Source organism: Streptacidiphilus jeojiensis, from assembly GCF_042510965.1.
Classification (GTDB): Bacteria; Actinomycetota; Actinomycetes; order Streptomycetales; family Streptomycetaceae; genus Streptacidiphilus; species Streptacidiphilus jeojiensis.
Genome location: NZ_JBEUKS010000003.1, coordinates 52,854 through 72,448 on the forward strand (window position 1 = coordinate 52,854; position 19,595 = coordinate 72,448).

Below are 19,595 nucleotides of genomic sequence, written 5' to 3' on the forward strand. Positions count from 1 at the left end.
CATGACCAATGGTCACCTGGGAGCGTCTGCGCTCATCAGCCGACGAGCCGGGCCCGCCACGGTGCGGGCCCCGGTGCGGCGACGTTTCCCGAGGAGGATTCCGTGCACAAGAGAGCCCTGTCCGCGCTTGCCTGCGGTGCTGTGCTGGCCCTGTCCGTGACCGCCTGCGGCAGCAGCGGCGGTAGTACCGGCACCGGGGCCACCGGTTCGGCCGGCTCCTCCGGAGCCGCCTCCGCCGCCGGGAAGACGATCACGGTCTGGTACATGGACGGCGACCTGAGCACCAAGGCCACCGACGCCGTCAACGCGGCCTTCGAGAAGGCCACCGGCGCCAAGGTGAAGGTGCAGATCCAGGAGTGGGACAACATCAACACCAAGATCAGCACCGCGCTGGCGCAGGACAACCCGCCGGACGTGCTGGAGATAGGCAACACCGACGTCCCGCTGTTCGCGGCCAACGGCGCGCTGAGCGACATCACCTCGGACAAGGCCGACCTGTCGGCGGGTCAGACCTGGCTGTCGGGCCTGGCCGACCCGGCCACCGTGGACGGCAAGCTCTACGCGGTGCCGCTGTTCGCCGGCAACCGCGCCGTGGTCTACAACAAGACCATCTGGTCCAAGGCCGGGGTGACCGCGCCGCCGACCACCATGGCCGAGTTCACCGCGGACCTGGCCAAGATCAAGGCGGCCAACCACGCCGCGGACTTCTCCCCCTTCTACTTCCCCGGCGAGTACTGGTACGGCGCGCTGCAGTTCGTCTGGGACGCCGGCGGCCAACTGGCCACCCAGAGCGGCGGCAAGTGGACCGGGGCGCTGGAGTCGCCCGCCGCCCAGCAGGGCCTGCAGGCCTGGAAGGCCTTCCAGAACACCTACTCCAGCGCGGCCTCACGCAACGTCGACACCACCGCGCCGGACCAGCGGGCGCTGTTCGCCGGCGGCAAGACCGCCACCATCCTGGACACCAGCATCAACACCGTGCTCAAGGACAACCCGGCGCTGAAGGGGCAGTTGGGCACCTTCCCGTTCCCGAGCGCCACCGCCGGCAAGACCCAGCCGGTCTTCCTGGGCGGCTCCGACCTGGCGGTGGCGACCAAGAGCCCCAACCAGGCGCTGGCGCTGGCCTACCTCAAGGCCGCCTCCAGCCCGGCCGTGCAGACCAGCGCCATCGTCGGCATCGACGCCTGGACCCCGGTGTCCACCCAGCTCATCGACTCCACCAAGGGCTCGCTGCCGGACACCTCCGCCGCCTTCTTCGAGGCCGCCAAGACCAGCGTCGGCACCCCGGCCACCCCGGGCTGGGCCACCATCGAGAGCGACAAGTCGATCAACACCTTCTTCGCCGACATCGCCACCGGGCGCAAGACCACCGCCCAGGCGGCCAAGGACTTCGACACCCACCTCGACCAGGCCCTGAACGCCTCCCAGTGACGATGACGACCTTGATCAAGGCACCGAGGAAGCGCGCCGCTGCCCCCCAGGGGGCGGCGGTCCCGCCGCGGCGCCGGCCGCGCCGGCGCGGCCGCGCCCTGCCCTACCTGCTGCTGGTGCCCGCCGCCGCCGTACTCGGCCTGGTCCTGGGCTACCCGCTGGTGCGGGTGGTGGTCATCTCCTTCCAGGACTACGGGCTGCGCGCCCTGTTCACCGGCAGGATCACCTGGGCCGGCTGGGCCAACTACCGCACTGTCGTGGACGACGCCCAGTTCGTCCCGGTGCTGCTGCGCACCGTCGGGTTCTGCGCCGCGCTGGTGGCCGGGACGCTGCTGATCGGACTCGCCGCCGCGCTGATGATGGAGCGGCTGGGGCCGCGGATGCGCACCGCGGTGACGCTGTGCCTGATCGCCGCCTGGGCGGTGCCCAACGTGGCCTCCAGCCTGGTCTGGCAGTGGCTGTTCCAGCCCGTCTACGGGGTCGTCAACTGGATGCTGACGCAGACCCACTTGTTCGGCGACCTCACCCAGCGGGACTGGTCGGGATCCACCTACAGCGCCTTCCTGCTGGTCTGGCTGCTGGTGGTGTGGCAGTCGGTGCCGTTCGTGGCGCTGACGCTGTACGCCGGCCTCTCGCAGATCCCGCGCACCTACTACGAGGCCGCCGCGCTGGACGGAGCCGGCCCGGTGACGGTGTTCCGGGTGATCACCCTGCCGTTCCTGCGGCCGATCCTGGGCCTGGTCACCATCCTGTCGGTGATCTGGGACTTCAACGTCTTCAACCAGCTCTGGATCCTCACCAGGGGCGGCCCCAACCAGAGCACCACCACGCTGCCGATCTGGTCCTTCACCAAGGCCTTCAGCAGCAACTCGTTCGGGCAGGGCGCGGCCGTCGCGGTGGTCTCGGTGCTGCTGCTGCTCGCCGCCAGCGCCCTCTACGTGCGCCGACTGGTGCGGTCAGGAGAAGACCTGTGAGCCTCCCCACCGCGGTACGGGCCCGCCGGATCGGGCTGAACACCGCAGCCGTGCTGTTCTGCGCGGTGTGGATCTTCCCGGTCTACTGGATGGTCAACACCGCCTTCAAGCCCTACGGCGACATCCTCAAGCCCACCCCGGGCTTCCTGCCCTTCCCCTTCAGCCTGTCCAACTTCGACGACGCGGTGCACAAGTCGGGCTTCCTGACCGACCTGGCCAACAGCGCCGTGGTCACCTGCTCGGTGGTGCTGCTGGCCATCGTGGTGGCGTTCCTGGCGGCCACCGCATTGACCCGGTTCCGCTTCTTCGGCCGGCGCAGCTTCCTGGTCGGGGTGCTGATCGTGCAGATGGTGCCGACCCCGGCACTGCTGATCCCGATCTTCCTCAGCCTGAAGAGCGCCCACATGCTCAACAGCCTGTTCGGCCTGACCCTCACCTACCTGGCGCTGGTGCTGCCGTTCACCATCTGGGTGCTGCGCGGCTTCCTGCAGGGCATCCCGGTCGAGCTGGAGGAGGCGGCGATGGTCGACGGCGCCAGCCGGATGCGGATCATCCGCACGATCCTGCTGCCGCTGGTGCTGCCCGGCGTGATCGCCACCAGCGTCTTCGCCTTCATCACCGCCTGGAACGACTACCTGTTCGCCTATGTGCTGATGAAGGACCAGAGCCACTACACCTTGCCGGTGTGGCTGGTCTCCTTCAGCACCAGCGCCGGCACCGACTACGGCGGCCTGATCGCCGCCTCCACCCTGTTCGCCCTGCCGGTGGTGGTGTTCTTCATGCTCATCCAGCGCCGGCTGGTGGCCGGCATGACCGCAGGAGCCGTCAAGGACTGACCCCCACCCCGCCGCTCTCCCACCCGCTCATCCGCACGTCCGGCATCATGAAGGGCCACCGTGATCATCCCCCGCCCCCGCGAGCTCACCCCCCGTCCGGGCACCCTCCCCGTCGGCCCCGACCTCCACCTGTCCGCAGGCCCGGGCGCCGAGCAGGCCGCCGGGCTGCTGGCCGAGTACCTGGGCCTGCCGGACGCACCGACCGGGCCGGGACCACGGCTCCGGCTGGAACTGGTCCCGGACCACCCGGCCACCGCGGAGCAGTCCGCACTCGGCCCGCAGGGCTACCTGCTGGAGATCCGCCCCGACGGCGCCACGCTCTCGGCACCGGCCGAAGCCGGGCTGCTCTCCGGGATCCAGACGCTGCGTCAGCTGCTGCCCCCCGAGGCGCTGGACCCGGAGCGGCCCCTCGGCGCGGACGGCCACTGGCCCTGCCTGACCATCAGGGACAGCCCGCGGCTGCCCTGGCGCGGCTTCATGCTCGACGTGGTCCGGCACTTCTTCCCGCTGTCCTACCTGCTCGAACTGGTCGACGAGCTGGCCCTGCTGAAGTTCAACGTGCTGCAGTTGCACCTCACCGACGACCAGGGCTGGCGCTTCGAGGTCGACGGCCTGCCCCGGCTCACCGAGGTCGGCGCCTGGCGCACCGAGACCCAGGTCGGCCCGCCCGGATCCGGGCTGGCCGACAACACCCCGCATGGCGGCTACTACACCCGCGCCGAACTGCAGCAGCTGGTGGCCTTCGCGGCCCGGCGCGGGATCACCGTGGTCCCCGAGATCGAGATGCCCGGACACGTCCGCGCCGCGCTGGCCGCCTACCCCGAGTACGGCAACCACCCCGAGCACCGGCTGCCGGTGTGGACCCAACGCGGCATCAGCGAGGACATCCTGTCGGTGGACGACAAGACCCTGGCCTTCTGCCGGCAGATCCTGGACACCGTGGTGCAGGTCTTCCCGTCCCGGCACGTCCACATCGGCGGCGAGGAGTGCCCCACCGTCCAGTGGGAGCAGAGCGAGGCGGCCCGCGAGCGCGCCCGCGAACTGGGCCTGGCCCATCCGGCCCAGCTCCGCGGCTGGTTCCTGGGCCGGATGCAGGAGCACCTGGCCGGACACGGCCGGCGCACCGTGTGCTGGGACGAGACCGGCCACGCCGCCGGCGAACCCCCGGCCGGGATGGTCCTCGGCGCCTGGCGCGACCCGGTGCACGGGGTGCTCGCGGTCGGCCGCGGCCACCAGGTGGTGATGGGGCCGCACCGCTCCACCTACCTCGACTACCCGCAGCGGGACCATCCGCACGAGCCGCACGGCCAGCCCGGCGAGATCGTCGGCCTCGACGACGTGCTGCGCTTCGACCCGCTGGCCGCGGACCTGCAGCCGGGCGGACTGCCGGTCGCCGATCCGGCGCAGGACGAACTCCCCGGCGTGCTGGGGGTGCAGGGCTCGCTGTGGACCGAGTACGTGGCCACCCCGGCGCACGCCCGCTACCTGCTCTACCCCCGGCTGTGCGGGATCGCCGAGGTCGCCTGGCGGCCCGGACCGCACGACCGCGAGTCGCTGCTGGAGCGGGCCGCGACGCACCGGCGCAGGGTCGCCGCGCTGCTCTCGGCGGGCGGTACGCACACTCCCCGAATGATTGGGACGATAGAGGCGTGACCAGTACCGACAGCAGCACTGACAGCGGCATCGACAGCGGCACCGACAGCGCCGTCGCCGCCCCGGCGGCTCCATCGGCCGCAGCGGCCTCGGCGGCCCATCCGGCCCGGAAGCTGCCCACCGCCAAGCGCGACCGGGTCCGCCGGCACCTGCTCGACGTCATCGAGCGCTCCGGGCCGGGCACCAGCCTGGCCCCCGAGCGCGACCTGGCCACCCAGCTCGGGGTGTCCCGGCCCACGGTCAGGGCCGCCGTCGAGGAGCTGACCCGCAGCGGGCTGCTGGTGCGCCAGCAGGGTAAGGGCACCTTCACCAGCCCGCACAAGGTCACCCAGGAGATGTCCGGCACCACCACCAACGCGCTGGCGGTGCCGCCCGCCGAGGGCGACTGGACCAGCCGGGTGATCCGCTTCACCGTCGCCCCGGCCGGACCGCCGCGTGCGGCCCGGCTGGGCATCGGCCCGGACGAGCCGGTGCTGCGGATCACCCGGGTGCGCGACGTGGACGACGAGCCGATGTCCATCGAGCAGCTGGAACTGCCGGCCGCCATCGTCCCCGGGCTGGCACCCGAGGACATGGAGAGCGGCAACTTCTACCGGCTGCTGCGCGAGCGCTTCGACGTGGTCGTCGCCGACGCGGTGCAGACCCTGGAACCCGCGGTCACCAACCCGGAGCAGGCCGAGCTGCTCGACGTCCCGGTCTACGCCCCGATCCTGCAGGTGGAGCGGACCACCCGGGACACCACCGGACGCATCGTCGAGTTCGCCCACGCGGTCTACCGCGGCGACCGCTACCGGATCACCTCCAAGCTGCGCTTCGACGCCTCCTCGGGCTGAGCCGGCGCGCCGGTACTTCGGGAGCGACCGGCTTCAGGGGGCCGCCGGGTAGCCGGCCAGTGCCTCGGCGACGGAGGTCTCGACGGCGGCGCGGTCGATGCCCAGGCCGCTGAGCACGCCGTTGCCGTCCTCCTGGTCCAGCAGGGCCAGCAGGATGTGCTCGGTGCCGATGTAGTTGTGGCCCAGGCGCAGGGCCTGGCGGAAGGTCAGTTCCAGGGCCTTCTTCCCCTGGGCGTCGTAGGGGATGAGGTCGGGCACCGGCCCGCCGGGCGCTGGCAGCGAGGCCGTCGCGGCCTCGCGGAGCGCTTCCAGCGTCACGCCCTGGGCCAGTACGGCCTTGGCGGCCAGTGCCTCCGGTTCGCTCAGCAGCCCCAGTACCAGGTGGCCGGTGCCGATGGTGTCGTTGCCGGCTGCGCGGGCCTCGTTCTGGGAGGCCATCACCACGTTCCTGGCCCGGGTGGTGTAGCGGCTGAAGCCCTGGCTCGGGTCCAGGTCGGCGGCGTCCGAGGCCTTGGGGACGAAGCGCTTCTGGGCTGCCTGCCGGGTGACCCCCATGCTGCGGCCGATGTCGGTCCAGGAGGCTCCGGAGCGCCGGGCCTGGTCCACGAAATGGCCGATGAGGTGGTCGGCGACCTCGCCGAGGTGGTCGGCGGCGATGACCGCGTCGGAGAGCTGGTCGAGTACGTCCGGGTGGACCTTCCTGATGGCCTGGATCAGGTCGTCCAGCCGGACCTGGTTCGTCATTCCCACGGGTTCCGTCATGTGACAACCGTAGGTTGACAGTGCGAGGACTGTCAACCCGTGGTTGTCACTCGGCCGCTCGGTCGCTCGGGGGTTCACCCCGATGGCTGTTCGGCGCGGCGCAGCGATCTTCACCGCACCAAGCTGGGGACATGACGTCCGATCAGGTCTTCACGGGGGTCGGGCTCATCGCCGTCCTGGCCGTCGGTTCGCAGGTGCTCGCGGCACGGCTGCGGCTGCCGGGGATCATCCTGCTGCTGCCGGCCGGGTTCGTCGCCGGCGCGCTGACCGACGACGTGCACCCGGACCTGCTGGTCGGCACCGCGTTCTCGCCGCTGGTCTCGCTGGCGGTGGCGGTCATCCTCTACGACGCCGGCCTGGAACTGGACGTACGCCGGCTGACCGGCGGTGCCCGGCGCACCGTGGTCCGGCTGATCTGGATCGGCACCCTGCTGACCTGGCCGATCGCCGCCGTGGTGGCGGCCCCGCTGCTGGACATCTCGGCCAAGGCCGCCGCCATGCTCGGGGTGATCCTGATCGTCTCCGGGCCCACCGTGGTGGGACCGCTGCTGAGCTTCGTGCGCCCGGGCGAGGGGCTGCGCCGGATCCTGGTCTGGGAGGGCTCGCTGATCGACGGCGTCGGCGGCGTGCTGGGCGCGCTGGTGTTCGCGGCGCTGGAGTCCGGGCACCGGGTCACCCTGGCCGCGGCGGTGCTGCAGACCCTGGGCAGCGCCGGCGTCGGGCTGGCCGGCGGGGCGCTGGGAGCGGCGGTGCTGTGGCTGCTGCTGCGCCACCTCGGGCTGGGCGAGACCCTGGGCACCACCGCGCAGCTGGCCGTGGTGATCGGGGTGGCGGCCGGCTGCAACGTGCTGCGCGACGACGCGGGGCTGATCGCGGCCATCGTCATGGGCGTGGCCATGGCCACCCTGCCCGGGCTGGACCTGCCGGTGCGGCGCCCGTTCTTCGAGACGCTGGTGTCGCTGACCATCGGCGTGCTGTTCGTGTCCATCTCGGCGACGGTCACCCCGGCGTCGCTGCGTCATGTGGTGCTGCCGGCGCTGGGGCTGACGGCGGTGCTGGTCCTGGTGGCCCGTCCGCTGGTGGCGGCGCTGTCCACGCTCGGCGGCGACCAGAGCCGGGGCGAACGCGCCTTCCTGGGCTGGATGGCGCCGCGCGGCATCGTCGCGGCCTCCACCGCCTCCACCTTCTCGGCCACGCTGGTGCAGAAGGGCGTCGGCGGCGCCGACCGGATCCTGCCGGCCACCTTCGTGGTCATCGTCGCCACGGTGCTGGTCTACGGGCTGACCGCGGTCCCGGTCGCGCGCCGGCTGGGCGTGACCGGCTCCACCCGCTCGCGGCCGCTGCTGGTCGGCGGCGATCCCTGGGTCACCGACCTGGGCCGGGCGCTGCACGGGCTGGGGCTTGACGTGCTGATGTGGGCGGGCGAGCCGGAGGAGCGCACCCGGATCACCGAGGCGGGGCTGGAGCTGGCGCCGGGGGAGCTGCTGGCCACCGCCGCAGGCGAGGGGGCCGAACTGGAGGGGATCACCTCGGTGCTGCTGCTCACCGGCGAGGACGACTTCAACGCCCTGGCCGCGACGCTGCTGCGCAGCGAGAGCGGCCCCGAGGTCTACCGGCTGGTCGAGCGGGGTGAGGGGCGGGGGGTGGTGGCGCCGTTCATGAGCGGGGAGGCGCTGTTCGCGCCGGGGCTCTCGGGCCACGCCCTGGCCGGCCGGCACCGCTCGGGGGAGACCATCCAGGTCCGCCCGGCGGAGCTGGCGCTGGAACCGGACCACGACCTGCTGTTCACCGTGGACCGGACCGGCCGGCTGTGGCCGGCCACCACCCGGCCCGGCACCGGGCAGCGCCCCGACGGCCACACGGTCTCGCTGGGACCGGCCCGCTGAGCGCCGCCGGGTACCGGGCAGCCCCTGTGTGCGGGGCAGCCACCACGTACGGGGGATCCTCGGCCGCGCCCGCCCGTGTCTGCGGCGATTCCCCGGCACCGACGGGCAGGGTGGGCCGGTGACCCGTCTCGTGTGCACCGCCTCGGTCCTCGCGCTGGGCCTGTCGCTGCTGACCCTGGCGGGCTGCGGCAGTCCGGTCCCGGCCCACACCATGGCGGCCGGAGCCAGGACCTGCCTGACGCTGCCGGTGGCCCTGCCGCCCGCGCACCGCCCGACCGACTGGGCCCAGCGCCCGGCCCGCCGCCGCGCCCCGCGCCCCCGCCCGTCGCTGACCACCCCGCCCACCCACCCGGTCCGGCAGCCCGCCCCGGTGGCGCCGCTGCTGCCCGCGCCGCTGCTGCCCTAGCCGGACCGGCCGTGTCAGCGATATGTCAGCGGAGCCGGGCCGCTGTCGGCGGGATGTAGGCGGCCTGTCGGCGGGGTCCGGCACCTTGGCGGCATGACGCGAATCGACAAGCACCCCGAATCCGGCCGCCCGGTGGCCGTGTCCGTGCGGGGACTGGTCAAGCACTACGGTGCGACCAAGGCCCTGGACGGCGTGGACCTGGATGTGCACGAGGGCACCGTCCTCGGGGTCCTCGGCCCGAACGGCGCCGGCAAGACCACCCTGGTGCGCTGCCTGTCCACCCTGATCACGCCGGACGCCGGCCGGGCCGTGGTGGCCGGGTACGACGTGGCGAAGCAGCCCCGGCAGCTGCGCCGGGTGATCGGCCTCACCGGCCAGTACGCCTCGGTGGACGAGAAGCTCTCCGGCCGCGAGAACCTCTACCTCATCGGCCGACTGCTGGACCTGTCCAGCAAGGAGGCCCGCTCCCGCGCCGACGCGCTGCTGGAGCGGTTCTCCCTCACCGACGCCGCCACCCGCCCGGCCCGCACCTACTCCGGCGGCATGCGCCGCCGCCTGGACCTGGCCGCCTCGATGATCGGCCGCCCGCACGTGCTGTACCTGGACGAGCCCACCACCGGCCTGGACCCGCGCACCCGCAACGAGGTGTGGACCGAGGTCAAGGGCATGGTCCGGGACGGCGTGACGGTGCTGCTCACCACCCAGTACATGGAGGAGGCCGAGCAGTTGGCCTCCGAGCTGACCGTCATCGACCGCGGCAGGGTCGTCGCCAGCGGCGGCACCGACGAGCTCAAGGCCAGGGTCGGCGGCCGCACCCTGCGGGTCCGCCCGGCCGACCCGCTGGAACTGCGCCCGCTGGCCGACGCCCTGGACGGGCTGCGCCTGACCGGCTCCGCCACTGCCGCCGTCGACACCGAGACCGGCGAGGTGCTGGTGCCGATCGTCAGCGACGAGCAGCTGACCACCGTGGTCGGCGCGGTCACCGCGCGCGGTCTGACCATCGGCTCGATCACCACCGAACTGCCCAGCCTGGACGAAGTGTTCCTGTCCCTGACCGGCCAGAAGGCGTCCGCACCGCAGGACGTCAGGCCCGTACTCGAGGAGGTCGCGGTATGAGTGCCGCCGTTCTCACCACCCCGGCCCCCACCATCACCATCGAGGCCGACCCGAAGATCGGCCTGCGCGGCCATCTGCGCCACACCGGCGCGCTGATCCGCCGCAACCTGCTGTGGATCAAGCAGGACCCCGAGTCGATGATGGACGCGGTCCTGATGCCGGTCATCTTCACGCTGCTGTTCGTCTACGTCTTCGGCGGCTCGATCGGGCAGGCGCTCGGCGGCGGCCACGGGGCGTACGTCCAGTACGTGATCCCCGGCATGATCGCGATGATGAGCATGAACATCGCCCAGGGCGTCGGCACCGGCTTCAACGAGGACTTCAACAAGGGCATCATGGACCGCTTCCGGTCGCTGCCCATCGGCCGGGGCTCGGTCCTGGTCGCGAAGATCGCCGTGGAGCTGCTGCGGCTGCTGGTCGCCATCACCGTGGTGATGGCCATCGCGCTGCTGGTGGGCTTCCACGTCAACGGCCACTGGGGCGGCCTGCTGGCGTTGGTGGGACTGACCGCGCTGTTCGGCTCCTCCATCATGTGGATCTTCCTGGTGCTCGGCGTGACCATGAAGAACGCCCAGTCCGTGCAGGGCGTGGGCTTCCTGGTGATGATGCCGCTGCAGTTCGGCTCGTCGATCTTCGCGCCGACCGGCTCGATGCCGGGCTGGCTGGAGAACTTCACCAAGTACAACCCGATGTCCGGACTGGCCGACGCCGCCCGCGGGATGATGACCGGCGGCCCGGTTGCCCACGGCCTGACCATGACGCTGGCCTGGAGCGTGGGTCTGACGGTGGTCATGGCGCCGATCGCGATCCGCAAGTTCACCCAGAAGAGCTGACCTGTGCGTGCAGCAGGGCGGCGGCCTCCTCCACGGTGAGGCCGCCGCCCTCGGCGTAGGCGGCCTGGTAGGCCGCCTCGTCCAGCGGGGCCCGCGCCTCGGCCTCGGCCTCGGCGCGCCAGTGCCGCTCGGACGCGGACCGGACGTGAGCGTCCGGCAGCGCCGCGTCGGAGGCGCCGACGAGGTGTGCGGCGAGCACCGCGCTGCCCCGGTCGCCGCGCTGGACCAGGGCCCGGGCCGCGATCAGCAGGTGCAGCGCCCGCAGATGCGGCATCACCATCGCGGTCAGCGGGTCGTCGCCGAAGGAGAGGGCGTGCGCCGCATGCTCCAGGGCGGAGCCGGTGCGCCGGTCGACGACGTCGAGCATCGCCTCCATCCCCGCGATCATGCCCTGGACGAACGGGGCGCTGTGGGTCCTGGCGTCGATCCGCAGCAGCGCCAGCTGCTCGCGCGCCTCGACGGTCCGGCCGGTCTCGCCGAGGTGGACCACCAGCAGCATCCGGGCGGCCGGCCGCGCCTCGTTGGTGGACCGCCGGGACACCTCCAGGGTCTCCCGCAGCAGCTGCTCGCCGCGCTGCCCCTCGCCCTGCGCGATCAGCACCTGGCCGAGCCGCACCTGCAGGATCGTGGCCTGGGAGTGGGCCCCCATCGCCTCGGCGACCTCACGGGCCCGCAGGTAGTCGGCGGTGGCCTCGGCGAACCGGCCGAGCTTCTCGTGCGCCTCGCCGCGGACCGACAGCCCCTCGGCGACACCCCATTCGTCGCCGATCCGGGCGAACAGCTCGATCGCCTCGTCCGCGTCGCCGACGGCGTCCTGGGCCCATTCGCTGCGGTTGGCCAGGATGTTGGCGCGCAGCTGCAGCACCAGGGCCAGCTCCCACTCGTACCCGAGTTCGCGGCAGGTGCGCACGGTCAGCTCGGTCAGGTCCTGCAGGCGGTCCGGGCGGCCCGACATCAGCACCGCGAAGTACCAGACGTTGCCGGGCGGGCGGCAGGCCTGCGGCAGGTCGGCGCGGTAGGTGTCGATGATGGCGTTCAGCCGGGCCCGGCCCTGCTCGGACTGCCACGAGTCGGTCTCCAGGTCCATGTGGACCAGCCGGTACAGGTGCACCTGGCGCCGGGCCTCCTCCAGCAGCTCGCCGCTCAGCGGCGGCGGCACGTCGGTGCAGCGCTGCAGCAGCGGCGGCGCGGGCCGCACCGGGCCGGCGAACGGGTCCGGGCCCAGCTCGCAGGTGGCCAGGACCCAGGTCCGGGCGTCGGCGTTCAGGTCGCGCATCTGCCAGAACCAGCTCAGCGACAGGACCAGGCTGATCGCCTCCTGCTCGTCGCCGGCGTCGATGGCACGGCGCAGCGCGGTGCGCAGGTTCTCGTAGTCGCCTTCGAGCCGGGCCAGGGCGGCGCGCTGACCGCGGCCGCGCAGCAGCGGGTCGGTGGTGCGGGCGAGTTCCCGGTAGTGGGTCAGGTGCGCCCGCTCGGCGTCGGCGCGCTCGCCGCTCTCGTCCAGCCGGTCGCCGGCGTACTCGGCGACGGTCTCCAGCAGCCGGTAGCGCATGCCCGCCCCGTTGTCCTCGGGCACGGCGACCACCAGCGACTTGTCGACCAGTGAGGCCAGCAGGTCCAGTGTCTCGGGACCGCACACGGCCTCGGCGGCGGCCAGGTCGCAGCCGCCCCGGAAGACCGACAGCCAGGCCAGCACGGTCCGCTCGGAGCCGTCCAGCAGGTCCCAGGACCAGTCCACGACCGCGCGCAGGGTCTGCTGCCGGGGCAGCGCGGTGCGCGCGCCCGAGGTGAGCAGCCGGAACCGGTCGTCGAGCCGGTCGGCGATCTGCCGGGGCGTCAGCATCCGCAGCCGGGCCGCGGCCAGTTCGATGGCCAGCGGCAGCCCGTCCAGGCGGCGGCAGATCTCGGCGACGGCCTCCGGGTCCTGGTCCGGGCTGAAGCCGGGGCGCACGGCGGCGCCGCGCTGACCGAACAGCAGCTGCGCGTACGGCTCCGGCAGCGGCTCCACCGGGTACAGCAACTCGCCCGGTACGCCCAGTGGTTCGCGGCTGGTGGCCAGGACGGTCAGCCCCGGGCAGCGGGTCAGCAGGGTCTGGGCCAGGTCGGCGGCGGCGCCGACGACATGCTCGCAGTTGTCGAGGATGAGCAGCATCCGGCGCTCGGCGCAGTGCTCGACCAGGCGGACCAGCGGGTCGTCGCCGTGCCGGTCGGACACCGCGCGCAACTCCTCGGCGCCGGCCCCGTGCAGCACGGTCTCGCGGGCGCCGAGCGCACCGACCACGGCCTCCGGGACGGCGGACGGGTCCTTCACCGGGGCCAGTTCGGCGAACCAGACGCCGTCCGGTGCCGCCGCGGTGCCGCCGAGCGCCTCGGCGGCCTCCTGCGAGAGCCGGGTCTTGCCCGCGCCCCCGGGGCCCAGCAGGGTGACCAGCCGGAACCGGGTCAGGTCGGTGCGGATGGCGTCGATGTCGCAGCCGCGGCCGACGAAGGAGGTGATCCGGGCCCGCAGATTGCCCGCGGTGCGGGCCGCAGTGGCCGGGCCGGGGGCGGTCTCCGGCGCCGGGGCGGGCCGGGTCCCCGGTCGGGTCTCAGGCTCGGCCGCCGCGGTTTCGGGTTCAGGTTTGGGTTCGGTCGGCGACAGCAGTTCGGCGTACAGGGCCCGCAGTTCGGGGCCCGGGTCGGTGCCGAGCTGGTCGGCGAGGGTGCGCCGCACCTGCTCGTAGCCGACCAGCGCCTCGGCCACCCGGCCCGCGTCGCGCAGGGCGCGCAGCCGCTGGGCCTGGAGCGGTTCGTCCAGCGGATGCGCGTCGCACAGGGCGGCGAGCTCGGGCAGCACCGTGCCGGTGCGGCCCAGCGCAAGCAGCGCCGCGAAGCGGGTCCGGCGCGCGTCCAGGTGCCGGCTGTCCCAGCGGGCGGCCTGGGCCTGCCGGTCCGGCAGGTCGGCCAGGGCCGGCCCCTGCCACAGGGCGAGCGCGTCGTCGAGCACGTCGGCGGCCTTGGCCGGGTTGCCGTCGGCCAGGGCGCGGGCGCCGTCCGCGGCGAGCCGGTCGAAGCGGAACAGGTCGACCTGGTCGGCGGCGGCAGCGAGCCGGTAGCCGCCCTCGACCGAGACGACGGCGTCCTGACCGAGCGCCCGTCGCAGCCGCCCCACCAGCGCCTGCAGTGCGCCCGCGGCGTCGGCGGGCGGGTCCGCGCCCCACACCTCGTCGATCAGCACGGCGACGGGCACGGTGCGCTCCGGCCGCAGCGCGAGCACGGCGAGCAGGGCACGCAGCCGCGCCCCGCCGACCGGGACGGCCGTGCCGTCGTCGCGGAACGCCTGCGTGGTGCCGAGAATGCGGTAGCGCACGGATCCCATTGTCCCCGGTGCGCCCGGGGGCAGGTACCACCGTCCGGTGCGGCCGCGTCGAGCGCCCGCGGACGCCGCTGCCAAGAAGTGTTATCGCAGCGGCGGCCGGGCGCCCTCCACAGTCATGAGCGAGAGCACACAGAGTCGACCATCTGCCGCTGATCCACACCGTCGCGCGTCGAAGCGCAGGCCGCGCCGGGCGCACCGGATGCGGTACCGGATCCCGCTGCCGGCCGCGATCGTCGCGGCCCTGGCCGTGATCGCCGCGCTGATTGCGGCCCCGTTCCTGACGGCGGGCGCCGCGACGCAGGCCGCCGCGGCCACCCCGCTGTGGTCCACACAGCTCAAGTGGGACAACAACGGCACCGCGTGGTCGCAGGCCAGCTTCGCCGCGCTCAAGGCCAAGGGCCTGACCACCGCCGCGATCGACATGCCGTGGAACACCGTCGAGCCGGCGCAGGGCACGTTCAACTACACCGAACTGGACCAGGAACTGGCCAACGCCGCCGCCGCCGGAATCCGCCTGGTGCCCATCTTCTGGTACTCCGGGTGGAGCGGCAGCCCCGCGTCCTGGGTCACCAGCCACGAGGTGTCCGACACCGGTGCGCAGAGCGCCACCCCGGCCTGGTGGGACCCCACCGACGAGCCGGCCTACCTCACCTACGTCACCAGCACGGTCAAGCACATCGCCGGTGAGGCGGGATACGGTGGCAGCGTCCTGGACTACGGACGACTGGACTCGTTCTGGGACAGCACCGTCAGCGGCACCGTCGACGGCTGGGCCCAGGCCGACATCAATGAGTTCCACAACGTCTACCTGCCGCAGACCTACAGCAGCATCAGCGCGTTCAACACCGCGAACAAGACCTCGTACACCGCGTTCTCGCAGGTCCCGGCGGCCAAGTCGGGCCAGGCCCTGGCCAGTGTCGACCAGCTGTTCCGGCTGTGGAGCGTGCAGCAGGTCTACGGACAACTGGCCGCCGACGTGCGCGCGGTGACCGCGAACACCCCGCTCTACTACTACTTCGGCGGCCACGTGGGGAACTTCGCGACCTACGAGAACGCTCCGGAGGGGCTGTTCGTCCTCGCCAAGAAGTACAACGTCACCATCATCCAGGACTGTTCGGGATCCTCGGGCATCGACCTGCTCTTCGCCGGCCTCGCCCGCGCCTACGGGGTCACCGTCGCAACGGAATGGACCGCGCCGAGCGACAGCACCCAACTGGCTGCCCAGGGCGTGCAGTGGATCAGCAACTACGGCCTGATGCTGCCCGAAGGCGGCGGCACGGACTTCTTCATCCACGACGGCACCCAGAAGGACACCGTCGTCTACCCGATCTACACCGACTGGCTGCCGAACATCAAGAGCCTGTCGGGGTCCTACCCGCAACAGCCGGTCGCCGTGTACCTGGACGACTCCCTGGCCTACGGCAACACCTCCGGCGGAGCCCTGGGTGCACCGGAGGACGACATCGCCGCCGCATGGCACCAGTACCAGGGCGGCTTCAGCGTCGTCACCAGCGAGGAGGTCGCCACCGGGATCGTCAAGCTCGCGCAGTACCAGGCGATCCTGCCGATCAACGGCGTGGACGCGAACCTGACCGCCTACAAGAACGCCGGCGGCACCCTGCTGACGGCCGCCTCGCAGCTGTCCCAGCACGCCCCCGCCTACGCGACGCTGGCCAACAGCGGCATCGTGCAGGTCGTCCCGGTCGTCTCGGCCGCCAAGAACAGTGCGCAGCTCACCATCGCCGACATCAACTCCAGCACTGCCTACACCAACGCGATCACCATCAACCCGGCCGGCCTCGGCCTGGCCGCAGGCAGCTACCACCTGGTCAACGCCGCAGGCACCGTGATTCCGCAGAAGGCGGTCACCGGTGGCATCTGCGCCGCCGCCGGCCTCACGGCTGCCTCGCTGACCAAGTGGTCGGTGGTCGCCGGAGCCGTGCCGTCGGGCACCGCCGCGCCCGCCAACTGCGGCGGCACCGCCCCGACGTGCGGCCAGCTGACCGCCAATCAGCAGCTGACTCCGGGCCAGTCGCTGGCCTCCTGCAACGGCAGCTACAGCCTGGACCTTCAGGGCGACGGCAACCTCGTGCTGTACCGCAGCGGCACCGCGCTCTGGTCCTCGGGCACGGCCAACTCGGCCGCGAGCCAGGCGATCATGCAGGGCGACGGCAACCTCGTCCTCCGCAACAGCGCCGGCACGAGCCTGTGGTCCAGCCGGACCAGCGGCAACACCGGCGCCTACCTCGCGGTCCAGAACGACGGCAACGCCGTGATCTACAGCGCGACCGGAACCGCCCTGTGGTCTACCGGAACCGCCGGGAAGTAGCGCCACCGGAGCCGGCCCGACCCCTCGCGGAGTCGGGCCGGGTCTGCGCGGCTGAGTCGACATCTCGCGCCCTGTACGCGGTGCGGCCCGGACCGCAAGAATGGCCGTGCGCCGTCCGACTCCGATGAGAGCAGGTGTGCCTCCGTGCTGCTGCGTCTGCCCACGACGTTGACCGAAGCCCTGGAGTGCGTCGCCGAGGGCGCGGTGCCCGTCGGCGGGGCGACGCTGGTGTGGGCCGAGTGGCAGCGGGACGGGTTCCCTGCACAGGCGGTGTCGCTGCGCAGTCTTCCGCAGGCCAATGTGCTCGGGCGCGAGGCGGTCGGCGCAGCCGTGGTCCTGCACCGCATCGACGAGCGCGTGCCGGACGTCCTGCGACTCGCCGCCCAGCAGGTCGGGACAGGTGCGGTGCGGCGGACGGCAACGGTGGGCGGAAACCTGGTCGGCAGCGCGCTGCGCTGCCTGTTACCGGCCGCTCTCGTGCTGGACGCCCGTGCCATGGTGCTGGCGCCCGAGGGCGCCTACGAGACCGACCTCGGCACGCTCGTGGCGAAGCACCCGATGCTGCTCGGGCTGCGCTGGACCGAACCCACGGCCAGCGGCTACCGCAAGTTCGCCGGCGAGGCAGGCGGTCCGCCGCCTGCCGTCGTCGCCACCGCGGTCCACACGCCGGAGGCCGGCCCGCCGCGGCTGCGGATCGCCGTCCGTGAGGGCTACCAGGTGCACAGCGAGAGCACGGTCTGCGACGGCGGTGCGGACCAGGTCGCGGAGGCCCTCGTCCGCACGCCGATCGGCGACCTCCTGTCGCGGCCGGTCCTGGCCGCGGTCCGGGAAGAGGTCGCCGACGTCCTCAGGCGTGCGAACGCGGACTGATCGAGCGGCGGCGGCCGCAGGCGCATGTCCGGCCGCTGGTGGATGCTCAGGCGGTACCGAGGGGGTTGAGGACTGCCATGCGCCAGCCTCCGTCCTGGCCGCGCCGGGCGACGTTGGCGGTGGTGCCGGTGGCCTTCTTCCGGTTGCCGTCGGGGGTGGTGACCTCCATGGTCCACTCCTCGGTGATGAAGGCGATGTCGTCGCCGGCGACGACGCGCGACGGGCCGTTGGACAGCTGGGCGTTGCCGGCGATCGAACCGGCCGTGTAGTCGCGCAGCGCCTGACCGGTCACGGTCTCACCGGTGACGGTACGCATGACGGCACCGGGTGCGAGCAGGCTCAGGACCTCGTCGAGATCCCCGGAGTTCATGGCCTTCTCGAAGGCCGGGGGGAGCTGCGCCGGGTCGGTGATGGGAGTCGACATGGTCGTTCCTTCCGGAAAATGTCGGATAGCTGAACGGGACTGATGGAGCGTCAGGCGGACCGGCGGAGGAAGCCGGCCAGTGCCGGGTTGACGCGGTCGGGGTGGGTGAGGTTCGGGGTGTGTCCGGCCCCGGTCACGGTGACCAGTTCCTTGGCAGCGGGGAGCTGTTGGGCCAGTGCCTGGCCCAACGGGTAGGGGATCGGCTGGTCCGCGTCGCCGTGGACGACCAGAGCCGGTATCGCGATCTCACCCAGCCGGTCGGTGATGTCGTCCGCGCCCATCAGCACCTGCACCGCGTCGGCGAGCCGCTCGCGGGGCTGTGCCTTCCACTTCGTCAGCCACTGATCGTGGATCACGGGTTGTCCCAGCAGCATCCCCAGCAGCACCGGGGCCACTGCCTCCGGACCCGCTGCGCGGAATCCCTCCGACACGCCGCGCATCTGCGCGAGCGCCTCGGCCGGCCAGGCGACCGATGTCGTGTCGATCAGCGCCAGGGCCTTGACCCGCTCAGGCGCCAGCAGAGCGGCCCGCATCGACAGGAAGCCACCCTGCGAATGCCCCACCAGCGCCGCCTGCTGCAGGCCCAGGTGGTCCAGCAGCCCGATCAGGTCGGCAGCGGAGTCCCAGTAGCTGTGGGTCTTTCCGTCGTCCTCGGTCCGGCCGTGCAGCCGCTCGTCCCACCCGATGACCCGGAAGTCCCGCTCCAGGGACCGGACCTGATGCACCCACATCTCACGGTCCATGAGGTTGCCGTGGCTGAGGACCACGGCCGGGCCCGCACCTCCGCTGTCCTCGAAGTAGAGGCGGGCACCGTTGACATCCGCGTACGGCATGGTTGTTTTCTCCCTTGCTCCCGGTAGCACCACGGCTTCGTGCTTCAACAATGCGCGATGCGATGCGGTGCGGGCGAGGTGCGCAGGGGACCCACCATGGTCAAAAGTGGACTCGTCCCGGCGGGTGGGCCCTCAGCGTTCGGTGGCGCGGAATGCCCCGGGAGTGGCGCCCACCGTGCGCTCGAAGAACTTCCCGAAGTTGGTGGGCTCGGTGAAACCCAGCATGCGTCCGACGGAGGCGACCGGGAGGCCGGTGTGGACCAGCAGCCGCTTGGCCTCCAGGGCGACACGGTCGTCGATGAGATCCTTCGCGGTACGGCCCGTCGCGGCCAGACACGCGCGGGTGAGCGTCCGCGGCGAGTAACCGAGGCGCGCGGCGTACTGGGCGGCACTGCGCCGGGTGGCGAACGCGCGTTCCAGCTCGCCGCGGAAGGCCCGGAACACCTCGCCCCCCGCCGCCGGACTCCAGGCACCGGGTTGCGGCAGCCGCGCGATGCGCAGCAGCAGCGCGGCGAGGAGCTGCCGCAGTAGTTCCACGGTGAGTTCGGCCTGCGCGGCGTCCTGCTCGTCCAGCGTGGCGTATTCCGCCGCTATCTCGGCCACCGCCACCGACACGGCGCGGTACTCCAGCGCGGACAGGGAGAACGCGGCCGGGCTGAGCCCCTCGTCGATGACGGCCGCAGCGGCGGGCACCGGCGGCGGAAAGGCGGGCGTGAACACCACCAGAGTCGCATCGAGATCCGCGATGCCCCCCTGCGGGCCGGCAGGGAAACGCTGCACCTGGCCGGGGCGTACATGCAGCAGAGTCCCCGGGCCGCACGGGTATCCCACAAAGTCGATCAACGCGGTGCCCTCGCCACCGGTGACCAGGGTCAGCTGGTGGAAGTCCGGACGGCTGGGCGCTCCCGCGACACTCGGCACCAGCCGCTCACGCAGCGTCGCGAAGGACATAACCTCCAGCCCCAGCCGGGGCTGATCCGGATTGTCATAGCTGACGTCGACAACGTCCGGGCTTCCAGAACCAGCCATCCACCCATGATCGCAGCTGTCGGCG

General features: G+C 72.4%; 16 protein-coding genes. 11 read left to right on the forward strand and 5 right to left on the reverse strand.

Annotated elements, in window-relative coordinates:
• Window positions 1-102 precede the first annotated feature (102 nt).
• The 5 genes from ABUW04_RS09230 to ABUW04_RS09250 are packed head-to-tail and all read left to right on the forward strand — an operon-like array spanning window position 103 to window position 5,724.
• On the forward strand, window positions 103-1,428 hold the full coding sequence (locus ABUW04_RS09230) for an extracellular solute-binding protein (protein ID WP_380563965.1): 1,326 nt from the start codon (window positions 103-105) through the stop codon (window positions 1,426-1,428).
• Window positions 1,429-1,439: 11 nt separating this feature from the next.
• On the forward strand, window positions 1,440-2,402 hold the full coding sequence (locus ABUW04_RS09235; protein WP_380563966.1) for a carbohydrate ABC transporter permease: 963 nt from the start codon (window positions 1,440-1,442) through the stop codon (window positions 2,400-2,402).
• Window positions 2,399-3,238: a carbohydrate ABC transporter permease gene (locus ABUW04_RS09240; RefSeq protein ID WP_380563968.1), complete on the forward strand. Its 840-nt coding sequence runs from the start codon at window positions 2,399-2,401 to the stop codon at window positions 3,236-3,238. Before ABUW04_RS09235 ends, ABUW04_RS09240 begins: the two co-directional genes overlap by 4 nt.
• A 60-nt stretch (window positions 3,239-3,298) precedes the next feature.
• On the forward strand, window positions 3,299-4,891 hold the full coding sequence (locus tag ABUW04_RS09245; RefSeq protein ID WP_380563969.1) for a beta-N-acetylhexosaminidase: 1,593 nt from the start codon (window positions 3,299-3,301) through the stop codon (window positions 4,889-4,891).
• The gene (locus tag ABUW04_RS09250; protein WP_380563971.1) at window positions 4,888-5,724 is read left to right on the forward strand and encodes a GntR family transcriptional regulator; all 837 of its coding nucleotides are present in this window, start codon (window positions 4,888-4,890) and stop codon (window positions 5,722-5,724) included. The genes ABUW04_RS09245 and ABUW04_RS09250 overlap by 4 nt, the downstream gene beginning before the upstream one ends.
• Window positions 5,725-5,757: 33 nt before the next feature.
• Here ABUW04_RS09250 and ABUW04_RS09255 read toward each other — a convergent pair whose 3' ends face one another.
• Entirely contained in the window at window positions 5,758-6,486 is a 729-nt protein-coding gene (locus ABUW04_RS09255; RefSeq protein WP_380563972.1) for a Clp protease N-terminal domain-containing protein, read from the reverse strand.
• Window positions 6,487-6,617: 131 nt separating this feature from the next.
• On the opposite strand from ABUW04_RS09255, the gene ABUW04_RS09260 reads away from it, so the two are divergent.
• The 4 genes from ABUW04_RS09260 to ABUW04_RS09275 all read left to right on the forward strand — a co-directional run bounded on the left by ABUW04_RS09260 (window position 6,618) and on the right by ABUW04_RS09275 (window position 10,727).
• Window positions 6,618-8,372 (forward strand): cation:proton antiporter, encoded by a 1,755-nt coding sequence (locus ABUW04_RS09260; RefSeq protein ID WP_030255392.1) that lies wholly within the window; start codon window positions 6,618-6,620, stop codon window positions 8,370-8,372.
• A 118-nt stretch (window positions 8,373-8,490) separates the two neighbouring features.
• Window positions 8,491-8,778 carry a hypothetical protein gene (locus ABUW04_RS09265; protein WP_157623796.1) on the forward strand — a complete coding sequence of 96 codons (288 nt, stop codon included), beginning with the start codon at window positions 8,491-8,493 and terminating at the stop codon, window positions 8,776-8,778.
• 93 nt (window positions 8,779-8,871) lie between these two features.
• Window positions 8,872-9,894 (forward strand): ATP-binding cassette domain-containing protein, encoded by a 1,023-nt coding sequence (locus tag ABUW04_RS09270; RefSeq protein WP_380563974.1) that lies wholly within the window; start codon window positions 8,872-8,874, stop codon window positions 9,892-9,894.
• Window positions 9,891-10,727: an ABC transporter permease gene (locus ABUW04_RS09275; RefSeq protein ID WP_380563975.1), complete on the forward strand. Its 837-nt coding sequence runs from the start codon at window positions 9,891-9,893 to the stop codon at window positions 10,725-10,727. The genes ABUW04_RS09270 and ABUW04_RS09275 overlap by 4 nt, the downstream gene beginning before the upstream one ends.
• On the opposite strand, the gene ABUW04_RS09280 is transcribed toward ABUW04_RS09275, so the two are convergent.
• Entirely contained in the window at window positions 10,711-14,085 is a 3,375-nt protein-coding gene (locus tag ABUW04_RS09280; RefSeq protein WP_380563977.1) for an AfsR/SARP family transcriptional regulator, read from the reverse strand. The genes ABUW04_RS09275 and ABUW04_RS09280 overlap by 17 nt on opposite strands.
• Before the next feature lie 199 nt (window positions 14,086-14,284).
• Here ABUW04_RS09280 and ABUW04_RS09285 point away from each other — a divergent pair, with 199 nt between their 5' ends.
• Window positions 14,285-16,414: a hypothetical protein gene (locus tag ABUW04_RS09285; protein ID WP_380563979.1), complete on the forward strand. Its 2,130-nt coding sequence runs from the start codon at window positions 14,285-14,287 to the stop codon at window positions 16,412-16,414.
• A 144-nt stretch (window positions 16,415-16,558) separates the two neighbouring features.
• Entirely contained in the window at window positions 16,559-17,284 is a 726-nt protein-coding gene (locus ABUW04_RS09290) for an FAD binding domain-containing protein (RefSeq protein WP_380563981.1), read from the forward strand.
• A gap of 46 nt (window positions 17,285-17,330) precedes the next feature.
• Here the strand turns inward: ABUW04_RS09290 and ABUW04_RS09295 are convergent, their stop codons facing one another.
• From ABUW04_RS09295 to ABUW04_RS09305, 3 genes are all read right to left on the reverse strand, one after another.
• Window positions 17,331-17,708 (reverse strand): YybH family protein, encoded by a 378-nt coding sequence (locus tag ABUW04_RS09295; RefSeq protein WP_380563982.1) that lies wholly within the window; start codon window positions 17,706-17,708, stop codon window positions 17,331-17,333.
• Window positions 17,709-17,758: 50 nt separating this feature from the next.
• Window positions 17,759-18,541, reverse strand: a complete 783-nt coding sequence (locus ABUW04_RS09300; RefSeq protein WP_380563984.1) for an alpha/beta fold hydrolase — start codon at window positions 18,539-18,541, stop codon at window positions 17,759-17,761.
• Between the two features lie 132 nt (window positions 18,542-18,673).
• Window positions 18,674-19,570: a helix-turn-helix domain-containing protein gene (locus ABUW04_RS09305; RefSeq protein WP_380563985.1), complete on the reverse strand. Its 897-nt coding sequence runs from the start codon at window positions 19,568-19,570 to the stop codon at window positions 18,674-18,676.
• Between the last annotated feature and the right edge of the window lie 25 nt (window positions 19,571-19,595).

Bases quoted from the DNA above. Each gene is read 5' to 3' on its own strand.
- ABUW04_RS09285 (WP_380563979.1), top strand. From the start codon at position 14,285: ATGCGGTACCGGATCCCGCTGCCGGCCGCGATCGTCGCGGCCCTGGCC.
- ABUW04_RS09280 (WP_380563977.1), bottom strand. From the start codon at position 14,085: ATGGGATCCGTGCGCTACCGCATTCTCGGCACCACGCAGGCGTTCCGC.
- ABUW04_RS09275 (WP_380563975.1), top strand. From the start codon at position 9,891: ATGAGTGCCGCCGTTCTCACCACCCCGGCCCCCACCATCACCATCGAG.
- ABUW04_RS09295 (WP_380563982.1), bottom strand. From the start codon at position 17,708: ATGTCGACTCCCATCACCGACCCGGCGCAGCTCCCCCCGGCCTTCGAG.
- ABUW04_RS09255 (WP_380563972.1), bottom strand. From the start codon at position 6,486: ATGACGGAACCCGTGGGAATGACGAACCAGGTCCGGCTGGACGACCTG.
- ABUW04_RS09305 (WP_380563985.1), bottom strand. From the start codon at position 19,570: ATGGCTGGTTCTGGAAGCCCGGACGTTGTCGACGTCAGCTATGACAAT.
- ABUW04_RS09300 (WP_380563984.1), bottom strand. From the start codon at position 18,541: ATGCCGTACGCGGATGTCAACGGTGCCCGCCTCTACTTCGAGGACAGC.
- ABUW04_RS09260 (WP_030255392.1), top strand. From the start codon at position 6,618: ATGACGTCCGATCAGGTCTTCACGGGGGTCGGGCTCATCGCCGTCCTG.
- ABUW04_RS09270 (WP_380563974.1), top strand. From the start codon at position 8,872: ATGACGCGAATCGACAAGCACCCCGAATCCGGCCGCCCGGTGGCCGTG.